The following is a 14740-nucleotide window of genomic DNA, read 5'->3' as shown; positions in this document are numbered from 1 at the left end:
CGCGCAGCTTGGTTCCACGACGACGCATTATCAGACCGTCGCCATGACCGTTCCATCGACCACGGCGGCAAACGAATATCCGCGTATGGACGATCTGCCGGGGATTCGTGAATGGATCGGCGACCGCATCGTTCATGACCTGTCGATGCAGACCTACACGATCCGCAACAGGGAATTTGAAGGCACGATCGGCGTTCGCATCTCCCAGGTGGAAGACGATCAGTTGGGCTTCCTCTCATCCATGGCGGCACAGCTCGGTCAGAATGCCGCGCAATTCCCGGATCAGCTGGTTTTCCCGCTCCTGAAGAAGGGCGAAACAACCAAGTGCTATGATGGCCAGAACTTCTTCGACACCGACCATCCCGGTTACGATGAGGACGGCAAGGAAACTTCGGTCTCCAATTTCGCTGCCGGTTCCTCTCCGGCTTGGTACCTGGTCGATGACAGCCAGGTCATCAAGCCGATCATCTATCAGAGCCGCAAGAGCTTCCAGCTTATCCGCAAGGATCAGGCGACCGACGATACCGTCTTCTTCGGCGGCAAGGCGGTTTATGGCGTCGATGGTCGCTGCAATGCCGGCTATGGCCTCTGGCAGCTGATTTACAAGTCCAAGCTGCCGTTGAATGCCGAGAACTACGCCGCTGCCCGCGCCGCGATGACTTCCATCCGCAAACGCAACGGCGAAGTGATCTCCATTAATCCACGCAAGTTGCTCGTACCGTCCACACTGGAAGGTGCAGCCCGCAAGCTGCTGCTCAACGAGCTGGCCGCGAATGGAGAGAGCAACGAGTGGAAGGGCACGGCCGAGCCGGTCGTCATCCCGCTGCTGGCCTAATCCAGCGCGTCCCAAGAGTTCCGCCCGCACCGACAGCGGGCGGCGCATACCGGACTACCCCTGTCACTGCACTTAAACCCGGAGTTTTACCATGAGGAAAGTGGGTCTGTTTTTCGGCAGCATGTTCGCGATTGTGGCGGCTTTCGCCTTCACATCGATCGCGTCTGCATCGGCTGTCGATATCCCTGCCTATGAAAAAATCCTCTCCAATCCTGTTGATTTCTATCTTGCCAACAGCGAAGCGCCCGTGCCCGCCTCGGCACTGGTGACGTCCGTCAGTCAGGACATGAGCCTTCAACCAGCTTCTGGTCTGGCCTTCGTCGCGATGCTTCGTCCGACCGACGTTTCCATCCTTGCCAAGTCGAAAAGCATGGATGTGCGCCTGCCACTTCCAGTGCCCCGAACGCTCATCGAATAGCAGATCGAGAAGAACTGAAAAGCACTCCCGCCATAACGGGCGGGAGGGTTTCTCAAAGAGGCTTCGAAGCCCTTTTGAAAAGCCCTGAAGCAACGGAGCAACACGATGGCGAAAGCTGCAAAGCCCACAGAAGACACCAAGAAAGTACCCGCTGCCGAGCCGGTTGGTGGCCCTCTGCCGAACACCCCCGACAACACCGGTCAGAACGGCGGTGCCGTCCAGGGTGACGCAACGACAACCAATACCTCCCCGGCGACTGCGACCAATGACGGGACCGGCAATCCGGTCGGTCCCGTCAGCGACCAGACGGTAGAAGCTTCGGAGATTGAGATTGATGCGATTGTCGCTGCATCCGTCCAGGCCGCGAAAGACGCTGGCTTTGATTTCATCGCAGCTGCTGTCGAAGCCTATGCCGTCAAGCACGGCAAGTTTGCATGCAACGGCATTCGCATTACGGCAAAGGTCGAAGGCATTCGCCGTGGCGGTCGTCGGCACAATGGAACGAGTGAATATCAGATCGACATGTTTGAGCCGATCCAGCTCAACCAGATTTTGGGCGATCCTGATCTGGTCACTGAACTGATCGAACTCGAAGACTAATAACGGGCCGCCGCTGAAACAGGCCATGACCCGGAAGCCGTCGCGGCAGGCGGCTTCCACCTTAAACCGGAGAACGGCACTTGTACGCCACAGTCGCAAATATGATCGAGCGGTTCGGCAACACGGAAATGGTCCGGCTTTCCATGCCGGAAGACCGTGAAACCGAAACCCTTGACCCGGCCAAGATCGAAGTTGCCCTGGCAGATGCCACGGCGCTGATCGACGGCTATCTGCGCGGCCGTTACAAGGTGCCGCTTGCAGAAGTTCCGAAGGATATCGTGCGCGCTGCATGTGTTCTCGCTCGCTATGATCTTGCGAAGGGTGAGCGTACCGAGCCGACCGAACAGATGCGCCTTGAACGCAAGGAAGTCATCACCTGGTTGGAGAATATTGCCAAGGGGCTGATTTCCATTGAGGCCGCTTCGGCCGGAAACTTTGGGAAGTCCAACGGCCCACGCTTTTCCGGCCGTCCCGCCATATTCTCCGATGAATCGCTGAAGGGCTGGTGAGATGGCTGAACCTGAACTCACCAAAGCGCCGATCAGGGTCATGGAAGCCGCCATCATCGCGCGGCTGCGCCTCGCATTCCCGGAAAAGAAATTCCAGATCGCGCGTGTTCCTGCCGTTCTGACCGTCAAGGAATTTGAACGCATCGTTCGCCTGAAGCCGTTTATCGGTCTCGCCTGGATGGGCCTTCAGCCGGATCGGGACCACGGCCGCTTGCTGTCGGGCGCTGCCAACTGGCGGCTTGTCCTGGTCGTGAAAGCATCGAGCAATCTCGATGCCCGCTTCAAGGGCGATCGGTTCGATATCGGCCTTGATGCCATGATCGATGTGTCAAGCGTGCTTTTGAGCGGCTGCACCTTGTCTGACATTGGCACTTGCACGGTCACACGTGCCGAAGCGGTCTATGCGGACGGATGGGCTGACGACGCCACCGTGCTTGCCCAGATCGATTTCGATGTGCGCTTCACATCGCCGCTTTCCGCCTTCCAGATCAAGACTGCCGACGATCTCAAGTCGCTCGGTATCACCTGGATCACGAATGATGCGGAAGAACCTGTCATCACCGAAACCATCAACCCCGAGGAAAGCCATGCTTGAGAAAAAGCTGAAGCTCGCACCCGGCCGCACCGTGCCCATGGAAGATGGCCGCGACTGGCCTGAAGGCGGCGCGACGGTTCCCGTCACTCTTTATATACGCCGCCGCATCGCAGACGGCGATCTGGTCGAGGTTGGCGTCAAGGCTCCGATCACACCAGCGCCAACCGGCACTGACAGCAACGCCAACGATGACGCGGCCGCAAAGGCCAAGAACGGAGGTAAATAATCATGGCTGACTTCGTTTTTGACGAAATCCCGACCGACTGGCGCTCTCCCGGCACCTATCTTGAGGTCAAGCCGAACTATCGCAATCTTGGCATCTTCGATTATCCGGTGCAGAACCTGATTATCGGCCTGAAGCTCGCCACCGGCACCTTGCAGCCCGGCACCATCACGGAAGTCGTTCGCGACACCGAAGGTCAGGCGCTGTTCGGTATCGGTTCGATCGGAGCCGAACAGGTGAAGGCGTTCCGCAAGGCCAACAAGACGCAAAGCCTCTTCGTCATGGCGATCGCTGACGATGAAGACGCGGTAAAGGCCAGCGGCACCATTACATTCACCGGCGCAGTCTCGCAGGCTCTTGTCCTTCGCTTCAAGATTGCAGGCCAGCAGGTGCGTTTCACTGCGCAGTCCACGGCCACCGTCGCACAGCTTGCAGCATCGCTCGCCGCTGCGATCAACGAGAACGTCAGCCTGCCGGTCACAGCCGCAGCCGCTGCCGGTGTCGTCACTGTCACGAGCCGCCATGGCGGTGAAGTCGGCAACGACATCGATCTGCGCGTGGACATCGAGGCGCAGCCTCTACCGACCGGCCTCAACGTTGCAACGACCAAGATGGCGGGCGGTTCCGGCAATCCCGATCTGACGCCTGCGCTCGATGTGATCGCCAACACCTGGTACACGGCAATCCAGCAGCCGTTTAGTGATCCGACCAATATGGGCGTGTTCGCAGACTTCCTGACCAATCGCTTCACCGCGATGTCGAAGCTCGATGCACATGGCTATGTCGGCAAGAGCGGCACGTTTGCCGATCTTGGCACCTGGGGTCAGCTGACGAACTGCCCGTTCCTGACGGCAGTGGGACTGAATGGCTCGCCGACCAGTTCGTGGGTGTTGTCGGCGGCAGTCATGGGGCTTGCGAGCTTCCACCTCGCTAACGATCCTGCGCGCCAGCTGCGCTCGCTTGTTGTGCCAGGCGTAGAAGCGCCAAGTCCCGCCGACCAGTTCATCGAGACGGAACGCGATCTGCTACTGCGCCGTGGTATCTCGACCTTCGAAAGCCTTTCTGATGGTTCAGTCACGATCTCGCGCCTCATTACCACATACCGGAAATCCAACCTCAATGTGGATGATGAAGCGTGGCTCGACATCATGGTGCCTGCCACCTTGTCGCGTATCCGCTACGACTGGAACTCCTATGTTTCGCTTCTCTATCCGCGTGCCAAGCTCACGGATGATGACGACAGCGCGGCGTTCGCGACCAATGTCGGCAATGACGAGGAAACGGGGTCCTCGGTTGTCACACCGCGCCGTATGCATGCCTCCTGGGCGGGCCGCTGCCGCCGCTATGGCGATCTGGTCTGGATACAGAATGTCGAGGCCACCATCAAACAGAGCGCCTTCCAGCGCTCGTCCAGCGACAAGAACCGCCTCGAAAGCCGACAGCAGATCAACATTGTCGGCAATCTGATGGTGCTCGCCGGTTCGCTGGAATTCCAGGTCTAAAGGTAAGGAACGAGAACCATGGCACAGGTACTTGGCATTGTGGACATTGTCTGGCGGGGCCGAAACATCCCCGTCGAAAAGGGCGCGAAGATCAAGGTGGGCGGCATCAAGAACAATGCCGTCACCTATGGCCGCAAGGTCGGTCGCGCCCAGGAGTTCGAGGCTTCGGAAGTCACCGCGACAACGAACCTCGAAAAGGGACAGCGCTACGGCGGTCTCTGGGATGAGGGCGAAGGCGAATTGCAGGTTGTCTGCGATACCGGCCAGACCTTCATTTTCGCTGACGCCTTCCTGACCGACCATCCGGACATCACCGGCGGCGAAGNCTCAAGTGGGCGGGCGGCGCTCCTGAAGAGGTGCTTTAATGGCTAAGAATGTTGTCGATCTCGATCTCACCGACGAAGAGCGTCCTGTCACGGACGCAGTGGTGGACCTGGACAGACCTGTTTCCACCAAGGCTGGCGTGGTCGCCGATGTCGATGAGGACATCGATCCGAATGATCGCCTGCCGGATCATGCCATCCAGAATGACAATGGTTCGGTCACGTTGCCACTGCTTTACCCTCGGACGCTGGAGATCAAGAAGGGCGGGAAAGTACGCGAGGAGAAATATTCCGAGCTGACTTTCCATCGTCTGACCGGCGCTGATCAGCGGGCAATTTCGGCCACCTCCGAAGATTCGATGAACGTCGTCGCGTTTTCGCGTTCGACACGGATCAGCCAGGCCATCATGAACGTGCTCTATGACAGGCTTGATGCGGCCGACATCACCGCATCTGCGCAGGTGCTATCCTCTTTTTTGGCGAGTGGCCGGAAGACTGGCAAGTAATCCTCGGCGGGATCGCCGATGGATCGGGCTTCTCTGCCGCTGAAATCGACACGATGGACGCGGCAACCGCCACCTTCTGGTGGAATAGCATCATGGCTTTTCGGAACAGGATCAAAGAGGCAGAGGGCTAGACCATGGCATCAAAATCAATGGCGCTCGATGTTCTAGTCAGACTTCGCGATCAGCTCTCAAGTCCGATGCGCCGCCTTACAGGCAACCTTCAGAAATTGACCGGCTTTGCGCGCCGTATCGGGATACTCGGTACGGCGGTTGCCGCTATTTCCTTCATGGGGCCGGTTCAGGAAGCCGCAGCCTTCCAGCAACAGCTGCTCGATATTGCAGGCACCGCCGAACTCTCTGGCAAGGCCGCGTTTGATTTCGCGGCCAAGGCCAAGGTTGAGTATGAAGAACTGGCCCTTGTCATCGGTCAGGCGTCGGAAACGATTGCGGCCGGTGCAGGCCAGATGATTGCTGCGGGCGTCGATCAGAAACTAATCGACGCCACCATTGGCGATATCGGCCGCGCTGCCACGGCTGCGAATGCGGAATTTTCCGACATGGCTGGCGTTGGCACGGCCATGCTCAACAACCTGAAGCTTCCCGCCGATCAGATGCGCGACAGTCTTGGTGCGCTTGTGATCGCCGGTAAGGAAGGTTCCTTCGAGCTGAAGGACATGGCACAGCATTTCCCGCGCCTGACTTCACAGGTAGCAAAATTCGGTGTGAAGGGCCGCGAGGCTGTCAACTTCCTCGGCTCGGCACTCCAGATCGCTATGAAGGGAACATCCGATCCGTCGATCGCGGCGAACAATCTTTCGAACTTCCTGTCGAAGGCACTGTCTGAGCGCACCATCAAGAACTTTGCGGGCATGGGCGTCGATATTCAGGCCGTCATGCTGGACGCTGCATCCAAGGGCATCAACCCGCTGGAAGCCATGCTGCAGAAGGTCGGAAAGCTCACCGGCGTCGGCGAAGAGCAGATCGGCAAATACATGAAGGCCGCAGAAAAGAACGGCCTCAAGGGTGCCGAGGCTCTTGCCTATGTTCGCCAACAGTTGGAAGCGATCGGCGCAGCTAGCAAGGTTTCCGAGCTGTTCTCCGATCAGCAGGTTCTGGATTTCATCGTGCCGTTCATGGCGAACGTGCAGGAATACAAGGACATCAAGGAAAAGGTCGCCGCCGCGACGGGTGCAGCGATCGATACCGACTTCGAAACGCAGATGGCGGGCATGAACCGGCAGCTAACGATCCTCAACGAAATCGGCACACAGTCCATTCGGGAGGTCGGTTTTGCTTTCGGTGAATGGCTTCCGACCATCAACGAATGGTTGCTCGCCGGTATCCGCTGGGTGCGGCAGATCGATCAGGCAACAGGCGGCTGGATGAAAACCCTGCTGACCGGCACTGGCGGTGTCGTTCTCCTGGTCACGGCGCTTGGGGCGCTCGGCCTTGTCCTTCCGATTATCGGTGCGGGTCTTGGTGCAATCGGCGCGTTGATCGGCGTGATCCTATCACCGCTTGGCATTGTGATCGGCCTGCTGGCTGGCGCTGGCGTCCTGATTGCGAAGAACTGGGACAAGGTCGCGCCCAGGCTCATGAAGTTCTGGGACGGCCTGAAGGATCGCGCCTCCAAGGCATGGGAAGGCACGAAGCGTCTGTGGGGACAGGCACAGCCTTATCTTTCCCGCGTCTGGTCGCGCGTGTCGGACGGGGCGGTTCGTGCCTGGAACTATGTCGCGGATGCTGCGCCACGCGCATGGTCGCGGATTTCGAATGGTGCCCGCTCTATCTTCGCCAACATCAATTTTGATAGCCTGAAGGTTGGCAGTTTGAAGGTTCTTGAAGGCGTCTTCAACGGGCTTCAAACCGCCTGGACCGCGCTGAAGGATATCGGCAAGGGCATCGAGCCGTCGCTAGCGCCGATCGGCGAAAGCCTGAAGCGCACCTTCGGCCATATGGGCGATACGTGGAACAACCTGAAGGATTTGGGTAGCGCTCTCGGTACGCTTGCCAGCAACTTGATGCAGCTTGTCGGTTTTGACACCAGCAAGATGAGCGGCTTTGCCCGCACCATGGGCGAATGGCTCGGCAAGCTGGAACTGTTGAAGTTCACCGGACTTGAGAAAATCTGGCAGGGCATATCGGCACTGACGAAGGGACTGGCCGAACTTGCAAATTGGGCAGCAGGCAAACAGGAAATGCCAGACTGGGCGCGCATCTTCCCTGAAACGGCAACGTTCGTTGTATCGTCTCTTGCTTCCGGCGTAGAGAAGCTTTGGGGCTTCCTGAAAATGCCGATCGAGCTGCCGGTGCTTGCCTGGGACGCGCTCGCTGCGGGCTTCGAGCCTGTCTACAACAAGATCAAGGGCTGGCTCGACGGTATCGTCAGCGCAGTCAATGCCGTAAAGCAAGCTATCCTCGGCGTTCCGGCAGATATGAAAGACTTCAACGGTCAGATCACCGGAAAAGATGCTCGCGGTGCGTTGAACGGAAACCTTGTGGTTCCCCCATTGCCAGAGTTGCCGCGGCCCACGCCTGCCAACGGCAATAATCCTGATCAGCGGGCCAGTCTCTCGACGCCGACACGCCTTGCAGCTGTCGCCGGTCCGGCGCAGTCGATCAATGTCGGTGGTGATATCCGCATCAAGGTTGATGGTCCGGGCAGGCTCGCAAGCGCCACGTCTGACAACAAGAATGTCGGGCTAACGACCGATCGTGGCCGCGTCATCGGCAGGGCATAGAGGTTCCCATGATCTTCGACAGCATCAGTGACGTTCTGCCTGGACTGCTTCCAGCTTCTTATCGTGGTATTTCCTTCCACGTGCCCGATACTTCGACACAGGTCGGCCGTCGCGTTGCCGAGCATCTGTTCCCCGGTATCGACCAAGCTGCCTATGACGATTTCGGCCTTGCAACCCAAACCGTCCAGGTCGAAGGACTGATCGTCAGCGATTCCTATATTGCCCAGGCACAGGCTCTGAAGGCCGCGTTCGAGACGCCGGGACCGGGTACGCTTATTCATCCATGGCTTGGCCCGATGCAGGTCATCATGGAAGAGACGGCCGAGATTTCCTTCGCCGCGCACGAGCTGCGCGTCGTCCGCTTCAGCGCCACCTTCAAGCGCTATAATGGCATGGGACTTTCAGGCTTTGCTTCAACCGCCTCGGCATTGATCGGTGCTGCCCTTTCGCTTGTCTCGCTTGCCGCGTCTCTCACCACATCGACATCGAGGCGAACCCTGTCCCGGCTTCGCACTGACGCCACACAGCGCACCGCCCGACAGGTTGTTTCCTACTGGCAGTCCAGCGCCGGAAGGGCTTCTGCCCTGATCTCCGCAGTCCTGCCGCAATCCTTGCCTGCCACACCTGAAGCCTTGTCCAGCGCCGCCAGCTCGGTGACGGACATGATTGTCAATCTCGTTCCCGATCTCGCCGGAATGCCTGCGGTTGCTCCGGCGGCAGAGGCAACCAGTTCCCACACCGGCCTGTCGGCACGTCAGGCACTCGACATCAACGCCAGTGCCGGTGCTGCTTTTGTCGTTCTTGCCGGTGATACCGTGTCGCGTCCGGACACGGTGCTGTTGGCCGGAACGGCAGGCGATGCGCTTGCCAAGGCCGGACAGCTCGCTGCCTATGTCGAGTTCGGTTCACGAGCGGAAGCAAGCGTGCTGCGCGACAGCCTGGTCGGCCAACTGGATGCCTATACCGATCTGCTATCCAGCCTTTCCGATTCCGATTTTGCTGCCGAGGCCAGCGCCACCATCCGCGCTACCCGCGACGTTCGCTTGCGCCTGATTGCCGATATCAATGAAGCGATCGGACGCTTGCCAGCATCGCGTATCATCGAAACCGATCGACCGTCAGATGCCTTCCAGATCGCCAACCATATCTATGGTGACGATCCGTCCGCGATCGAGGACGGCTACCTCTCGATCATCGAGCGGAACCGGCCGCGCCATCCAGCCCGCATTCCTGCTGGCCGCGTCGAGGTGACGGAATAATGGCGCGCTCGATCTGGCTGAAGGTGAACGGGCAGATATTCGACCAGTGGACGAATGCCAACATCACCCGCGACCTGAAGGACTTCAGCGGCTCCTTCAGTTTCGAGCTGCGCGATTACACTCGGGCGCTCTCCACCTTCGATTTTGCATCGCCTGCAAATGCGGTGTTCAAGCTGAAGCCCGGTATGGAGGCGGAAGCTTATGTCGAGGATCAGCTTGTCCTGAAAGGCTATATCGAAACCGTTTCACCCGACATCGATGAAGAGCGCGCCATGGTCTCGATATCGGGCAAGGACAAGGCGGGTGATCTGGTCGACAGTACGGCCGCGCCAACTGGTCCGTCCGAGTTCAACAATGTGAAGCTGGAAGAGGCCGTCAAGCGCATCGCAGAACCGTTCGGGCTTTCCGTCCGCTCGGAGATCGATACCGGCGATGCATTTCCGCGCTACGGCATCGATCTTTCTGAAACCGGCTTGAGCGCCATCGATAAAGGCACACGCCAGCGCCATGCCCTTGTCATGTCGGATGGCGTCGGCGGTGTCGTCATCACCCGGACCGGAGCCAATCGCGCTCCGGCAGCACTTTCGCTGCCTGGGAACGTGAAAGGCTCCTCCGGCCAGTTCACCCATAAGGACCGTCATTCCAAGGTTATCGTGCGTGGTCAGTCGGAAAAGGCTGCTACCGTTCGCGACGGTCGTGCAGCACCGCTTCTGGGCGGCAGCGCTCCGGTAAAGCCGGAAGACAGAGGGGCAACCGACGGTTCGGCCACCGAACGCGAACGACGCGGCGTTGTTGCCAGTGGCGAGGCGACAGACGACGAGATCAGGCGCTATCGCCCGATCGTTCATCTGGCCCGTTCCAAGGCCGATGACAAGGGCTGCAAGGATGAAGCCGACTGGCGCATGCGCACCAAGCGCGGCGAGAGCGAGGAAATCTCCTATCGCGTTCATGGCTACAAGGCGAACGGGCGTCTGTGGCGCGTCAACGAAATGGTTGAGGTCTCCGATTCCTTTCAGGACGTGTTCCGCGACATGCTGATTTCCCGCGTGACCTTCCTCCTGCAGGAGGAAAGCGGCTGCGAAACCGAAATCGCTGTCACCTCACCGGAGGCCTTCGACAACAAGCCTGTAAAGGGCCGTCGAAAGAACGTTAAGGGCCGTAAGAAGAGCAGCAAAAAGAGCAAGGGCAAGGGATCGGGCGGGCCGCTGGACGGAACCGCTTCGGCCCTGTGAACTTGAACAACACGAGGTCAACCATGGATCATGAAACAGCCAGCAAGGTTCGCGGGATCGCTCGCCGCGTCGTTCTGAAGAACATCAATGACGATGGCGAAACACAGACCGCCTCGGTGGAAGTTGCTCCTGGCGTCTGGCGCGACAAGGTCGAGATCATGCAGCCTTACGGGCTGGCGACCTCGGCACCGGAAGATGGCGCACTTGCCGTCGCCGTTGCCATTGGCGGCAATGAGGATGACATCGTACTCTTGCCAGTCGGGAATCCATCCGCTCGTATGGGTGGGCTGAAGCCGGGTGAAGCTGCACTTTATAATCAGCACGGCGACGGTATTCTTGTGGGTGCAGACGGAACCATCAGTGTCCAGGCCGGAGCGTCGATCGTGCTGAAGGTTGGTGGCGTTACCGTGACGGTCTCGGCTGGTGGCGTTGACATCGAGGGCGGAACCGTCACCCATGACGGCAAGAACATCGGCTCAACCCATGTTCATATTGGTGTCTCTCCCGGAAACAGTACCACTGGCGTTCCACAAGGATAATCTGTTTCGTGCCCGCCTTGGCGGGCATGATCGTTTTCGCGCGCGCGCGATAGAACCGGGGCATGTTTTACGATGTGGCACTCATCTATGACCCGGAAACCCGCCGCGCTGATCTGGAGATCGGCGCGGATGGCGATCTCATCATTGATGAAACCCCGATCACGCCGGTGCTTCTTTCTGTCGGCCTTGATCGCCGTGCCAATCCAGACGATCCGCTGCCGGAAGGCCGCTCGCAATTCCTGACAGGGTCAGGCATCGATGTCCGTCGCGGTGCTGCTGCCGATGCGCTCGATCCTTATGGTGAGCGTATCGGTTCGCGCTGTTGGCTGCTTGATCGCGCCAAGGAAACCGAAACCACCCGCCTTCTTTACCAGAGCTGGCTTGCCGAAAGCCTTGAATGGGTGACCTCCGATACCGGCATTCCGGCCGAGATCGAGACGGAATGGGTCGCGCCGCAAATGCTCGGCTGGCGCGTCCTGGTCGATGACACCGCTATTTCCGGCCGGAGGACTGCCTGATGCCTTGGCCCGTTCCATCCGCAAAGACCATCGCTGAACGTATCGCCTCGGCCATGGAGTTCAGCATTTCCGTTGTGCGGCCTCTGGTCGATCCACTGGCGATTTCCCGTGCCGTTCGTTCGGCGCGCGGAACGCTCGCCATGATCGGTCGGGCTGTCGCACTGGAAGCGCGCGAGATCCACGATCATGTCGCATGGTGGGGCAGACAGTATTTCGTGGACACCGCAGAGGGTGAGTTTGTCGATCGACATGCCAATATCTGGGGCATTGCGGCGCGACCGGCCACATATGCAGTTGGAAATATTAACATCGAAGGTGCAGCCGGTGCGCAGTTACCCGCTGATCTTGAGATCGCCGGTTCCGATGGCACTATATTCCGCACTACAGCTCTCGCTGTCATTCCCGTAGGCGGGAGCATCCTTGTGCCTGCAAAAGCCGTTGCAGCTGGTCCTATCGGCAATCTCGAAGCTGGCATTCGCCTTCGCACAGTCAATGCCTTTCCTGAGATCAATCGCATCACGGTTGCCGAGGGCGGCTTTGCAGGTGGAGCGGTTGCCGAGACGCCTGCAGAACTTGCAGCCGCTGTCATGGCTTATATCCGTCAGCGTCCACATGGAGGTGCTGGCTTTGACTATATGAGCTGGCTGCGCGAGCAGTTTGACGTTCGCGCTGTCAAGCCTATCACCGATTGGGTGGGCCGTGGTTCGGTCGGCGTTATCGTCGCAATGAAAGACGGCACATCAGCCCGTGCACCAACCGTATCGGAAATGGCCGAGCAGCTTGAATATCTCGGCGCACCCGGTTCTTCGTCCGGCGTTCGTCCCGTCACAGCCTATGTCGTGATTGTGCCTGCAAAGATGCGTGCGATCCCGATCACCGTGCGGCTTCGCCCTGATGGGGTTTCGACCCGCGCAGCTGTCGAGGAAGCCTTTGCGGCATTCATCGCTACCATAGGTGATGAGAGCGACGATCAGAACGACAGTCCGATCGGAGCGCTGATTGAGCCATCGCGCATATCGGAAGCCATCTCTGCGGCCTCCGGCGAATACGCGCATGATCTGATTTCACCGTCAGCTCCGTTCCGTTTGGAGCGCGATGAATATCCGCTTCCCGGCCTCGTTACTTTTGAGGACCCATGATGACCAGACCGCAATCAACCATTCTCGCCAGCCTGATCGGAAAGCTGCCACGCGGCTTTGCCCTCGGTAAGCGCGGCGGCGTTCTGGATGCTCTTCTCGACAGCATTGCCAAGGTTCTTGTTCAGGCCGAGGCCGATGCTGAAAAACTGATGGACGAGATCGATCCGCGCACTGCAAATGCGCTATTGCCGGATTTCGAGCGTGTTCTTGGTCCTGATCCTTGTGGTCGTGATCTTGGCAATCAAACCATTGAACAGCGCCAGCGCCGTGCACATCAGCGCTGGATCGCCAAGGGCGGCGCAAGCATTCCTTACTTCGTCAAAATGGCTGCAAGCCTCGGCCACACCATCGAAATTGAAGAGTTCTGGCCGTCCAATGCAGGCGTTCTTCTGGCCGGTCAGCCGCTGATCGCAGAAGGCGAACAATTCACCTGGCGCGTAAAGCTGCAGCTGATCTCGGAATGGATATTCCGAGCGGGCGTCAACACGGCAGGCCAGCCGCTTGGTGGCTTTGAAATCAGTGACATTGAATGTGAGTTGCGGCGGCTAAAGCCTGCGCACACTCAGCTTGTATTCTCATACGTGGAGAACTGACATGGATCGCGTTAACGGTGCGAATACTGTCGATATCGGCTCAGGCCGTCGTGGCTTTCGCTCACAGAATGCTGCAGCTGGCATTGCCGGTACCGAGGTTACAGATAAAATTCTCAATGACGTACAGGAGGAAATCTGCGCGGTCGTTGAAAACGCAGGCTTAGTGCTTGATCCCGAAAATCAGCAACAGCTTTGGGAGGCATTGCAATTAATTGCTGCACCGGGTTTTGCAAATCGCGTGGCTTGGTTTCCTGTAATCTCCATGACGACGACAGCGCCTCCGAATGATGCCGTTCTCGGTGATGCCTACATCATTCCGGCAGGTGCAACGGGCGTATGGTCTGGCAATCAGCAAAAACTGGCCGAATGGACCGGGTCGTCATGGCGCATTGTCAATGCGAGAGACGGCCACGGCATCAGCCTGCCGGATGGGCGTGTGTTCGAGAAAGTGGGCGGTGCCTATGTAGAAAAGCTCGCGCTTGATGCCCAGTCCGGCAAATGGAGCTATGCCGTAGCGGGTGGATCGGCAAATGCGCTTACAGCCACGCTCACTCCTGCAACACAGGCTTATGCGGCTGGTCTGGTTGCGCGTGTGCGTATTTCAACGACAAATACTGCTGATGGCCCAACGCTTAATCTGAACGGTCTGGGTGCAAAGCCGATCCGTTATAGCAATGGTCGCGGTGTGTTCGCAGGAGAATTGGCATCAGGACGCGATGCGGTCTTCTATTACGATGGTACCGCGTTCATTCTCATGAACCCGATGCTGTATTTTGAGAAGCTTGCACCAAAAGCCGCAAGACGATGGAATGCTTTTACTCCTGGCGTCGCTCTTTCTGATATTTCCGGTGTGAAATCTGCTAACAGCGCTCAAAGCATCGCGTCGATTACCGGCGTGACCTACTTGTCGGTTTCAGCATATTGCGGCGTTAAGAATATCAGCACAACATTTGCTGGCGTCATTGGCTATCTGGTTTTGAGGCGCACTGGTCAGGCAGATCAAGGTTCACAGTATCTTGGCCTTTACACAAACGGCTCCGGTTCAGAAGCGAGCAGCATCCAGCAGCCAATGACGCTTTCGGCTGAGTTCAACAACCTTGATCCAACGGCGACATACACCCTTTACCTGATGGTGGAAAAGGATCTCGCAACAGGTCCGATTGTCGTCCTGGACACCTACATTCGCGCTCTTTCAGATTGAGGCCAGC

17 protein-coding genes are annotated in these 14740 nt (G+C 58.4%); all 17 read left to right on the top strand.

The genetic code is table 11. The annotated features are described in order from the left end of the window. The coding region (locus CEV34_RS12935; RefSeq protein WP_094543736.1) for a Mu-like prophage major head subunit gpT family protein at nt 1–835 on the top strand (835 nt) is incomplete at its 5' end. Between the two features lie 91 nt (nt 836–926). Continuing rightward, a complete protein-coding gene (locus CEV34_RS12930) occupies nt 927–1253 on the top strand; it encodes a hypothetical protein (protein ID WP_094543735.1) in 327 nt (108 codons plus the stop codon). A gap of 105 nt (nt 1254–1358) precedes the next feature. Continuing rightward, on the top strand, nt 1359–1853 hold the full coding sequence (locus CEV34_RS12925; protein ID WP_094543734.1) for a hypothetical protein: 495 nt from the start codon (nt 1359–1361) through the stop codon (nt 1851–1853). Nucleotides 1854–1933: 80 nt separating this feature from the next. Then, nucleotides 1934–2362, top strand: coding sequence for a gp436 family protein (locus CEV34_RS12920; RefSeq protein ID WP_094543733.1), 429 nt, complete (start codon nt 1934–1936; stop codon nt 2360–2362). Nucleotide 2363: 1 nt separating this feature from the next. After that, nucleotides 2364–2957 (top strand): hypothetical protein, encoded by a 594-nt coding sequence (locus CEV34_RS12915; protein ID WP_094543732.1) that lies wholly within the window; start codon nt 2364–2366, stop codon nt 2955–2957. Next, on the top strand, nt 2950–3183 hold the full coding sequence (locus tag CEV34_RS12910) for a DUF2635 domain-containing protein (RefSeq protein ID WP_094543731.1): 234 nt from the start codon (nt 2950–2952) through the stop codon (nt 3181–3183). The genes CEV34_RS12915 and CEV34_RS12910 overlap by 8 nt, the downstream gene beginning before the upstream one ends. Before the next feature lie 2 nt (nt 3184–3185). Continuing rightward, nucleotides 3186–4682 (top strand): phage tail protein, encoded by a 1497-nt coding sequence (locus CEV34_RS12905; RefSeq protein WP_094543730.1) that lies wholly within the window; start codon nt 3186–3188, stop codon nt 4680–4682. A gap of 18 nt (nt 4683–4700) precedes the next feature. After that, nucleotides 4701–5054 (top strand): phage tail tube protein, encoded by a 354-nt coding sequence (locus CEV34_RS12900; protein WP_235819045.1) that lies wholly within the window; start codon nt 4701–4703, stop codon nt 5052–5054. After that, nucleotides 5047–5511 carry a hypothetical protein gene (locus tag CEV34_RS12895; protein WP_094543729.1) on the top strand — a complete coding sequence of 155 codons (465 nt, stop codon included), beginning with the start codon at nt 5047–5049 and terminating at the stop codon, nt 5509–5511. Before CEV34_RS12900 ends, CEV34_RS12895 begins: the two co-directional genes overlap by 8 nt. Nucleotides 5512–5645: 134 nt before the next feature. Continuing rightward, nucleotides 5646–8252, top strand: a complete 2607-nt coding sequence (locus tag CEV34_RS12890) for a phage tail tape measure protein (protein ID WP_094543728.1) — start codon at nt 5646–5648, stop codon at nt 8250–8252. An 8-nt stretch (nt 8253–8260) separates the two neighbouring features. Continuing rightward, on the top strand, nt 8261–9511 hold the full coding sequence (locus tag CEV34_RS12885; RefSeq protein WP_094543727.1) for a DNA circularization N-terminal domain-containing protein: 1251 nt from the start codon (nt 8261–8263) through the stop codon (nt 9509–9511). Further along, nucleotides 9511–10743 carry a phage baseplate assembly protein gene (locus CEV34_RS12880; protein WP_094543726.1) on the top strand — a complete coding sequence of 411 codons (1233 nt, stop codon included), beginning with the start codon at nt 9511–9513 and terminating at the stop codon, nt 10741–10743. The genes CEV34_RS12885 and CEV34_RS12880 overlap by 1 nt, the downstream gene beginning before the upstream one ends. A gap of 23 nt (nt 10744–10766) precedes the next feature. Next, nucleotides 10767–11282 (top strand): phage baseplate assembly protein domain-containing protein, encoded by a 516-nt coding sequence (locus CEV34_RS12875; RefSeq protein WP_094543725.1) that lies wholly within the window; start codon nt 10767–10769, stop codon nt 11280–11282. Nucleotides 11283–11344: 62 nt separating this feature from the next. Then, nucleotides 11345–11800, top strand: a complete 456-nt coding sequence (locus CEV34_RS12870) for a phage GP46 family protein (protein WP_094543724.1) — start codon at nt 11345–11347, stop codon at nt 11798–11800. After that, entirely contained in the window at nt 11800–12939 is a 1140-nt protein-coding gene (locus tag CEV34_RS12865) for a baseplate J/gp47 family protein (RefSeq protein ID WP_094543723.1), read from the top strand. Before CEV34_RS12870 ends, CEV34_RS12865 begins: the two co-directional genes overlap by 1 nt. Further along, nucleotides 12936–13532 (top strand): YmfQ family protein, encoded by a 597-nt coding sequence (locus tag CEV34_RS12860; RefSeq protein ID WP_235819044.1) that lies wholly within the window; start codon nt 12936–12938, stop codon nt 13530–13532. The genes CEV34_RS12865 and CEV34_RS12860 overlap by 4 nt, the downstream gene beginning before the upstream one ends. Before the next feature lies 1 nt (nt 13533). Continuing rightward, the gene (locus tag CEV34_RS12855) at nt 13534–14733 is read left to right on the top strand and encodes a DUF2793 domain-containing protein (RefSeq protein ID WP_094543722.1); all 1200 of its coding nucleotides are present in this window, start codon (nt 13534–13536) and stop codon (nt 14731–14733) included. Nucleotides 14734–14740: the final 7 nt, after the last annotated feature.

It is taken from the genome of Brucella pseudogrignonensis, from assembly GCF_002252525.1.
In the GTDB taxonomy this organism is placed as follows: Bacteria; Pseudomonadota; Alphaproteobacteria; order Rhizobiales; family Rhizobiaceae; genus Brucella; species Brucella pseudogrignonensis.
The sequence above is the reverse complement of the archived record's forward strand: the minus strand, read 5'-3'. Positions and strand labels throughout refer to the sequence as shown.

Excerpts from the sequence above, each read along its gene's own strand:
- CEV34_RS12925 (WP_094543734.1), top strand. The coding sequence starts at position 1,359 with ATGGCGAAAGCTGCAAAGCCCACAGAAGACACCAAGAAAGTACCCGCT.
- CEV34_RS12865 (WP_094543723.1), top strand. The coding sequence starts at position 11,800 with ATGCCTTGGCCCGTTCCATCCGCAAAGACCATCGCTGAACGTATCGCC.
- CEV34_RS12915 (WP_094543732.1), top strand. The coding sequence starts at position 2,364 with ATGGCTGAACCTGAACTCACCAAAGCGCCGATCAGGGTCATGGAAGCC.
- CEV34_RS12895 (WP_094543729.1), top strand. The coding sequence starts at position 5,047 with ATGGCTAAGAATGTTGTCGATCTCGATCTCACCGACGAAGAGCGTCCT.
- CEV34_RS12875 (WP_094543725.1), top strand. The coding sequence starts at position 10,767 with ATGGATCATGAAACAGCCAGCAAGGTTCGCGGGATCGCTCGCCGCGTC.
- CEV34_RS12890 (WP_094543728.1), top strand. The coding sequence starts at position 5,646 with ATGGCATCAAAATCAATGGCGCTCGATGTTCTAGTCAGACTTCGCGAT.
- CEV34_RS12910 (WP_094543731.1), top strand. The coding sequence starts at position 2,950 with ATGCTTGAGAAAAAGCTGAAGCTCGCACCCGGCCGCACCGTGCCCATG.
- CEV34_RS12880 (WP_094543726.1), top strand. The coding sequence starts at position 9,511 with ATGGCGCGCTCGATCTGGCTGAAGGTGAACGGGCAGATATTCGACCAG.
- CEV34_RS12885 (WP_094543727.1), top strand. The coding sequence starts at position 8,261 with ATGATCTTCGACAGCATCAGTGACGTTCTGCCTGGACTGCTTCCAGCT.
- CEV34_RS12905 (WP_094543730.1), top strand. The coding sequence starts at position 3,186 with ATGGCTGACTTCGTTTTTGACGAAATCCCGACCGACTGGCGCTCTCCC.
- CEV34_RS12870 (WP_094543724.1), top strand. The coding sequence starts at position 11,345 with ATGTTTTACGATGTGGCACTCATCTATGACCCGGAAACCCGCCGCGCT.
- CEV34_RS12860 (WP_235819044.1), top strand. The coding sequence starts at position 12,936 with ATGATGACCAGACCGCAATCAACCATTCTCGCCAGCCTGATCGGAAAG.
- CEV34_RS12930 (WP_094543735.1), top strand. The coding sequence starts at position 927 with ATGAGGAAAGTGGGTCTGTTTTTCGGCAGCATGTTCGCGATTGTGGCG.
- CEV34_RS12855 (WP_094543722.1), top strand. The coding sequence starts at position 13,534 with ATGGATCGCGTTAACGGTGCGAATACTGTCGATATCGGCTCAGGCCGT.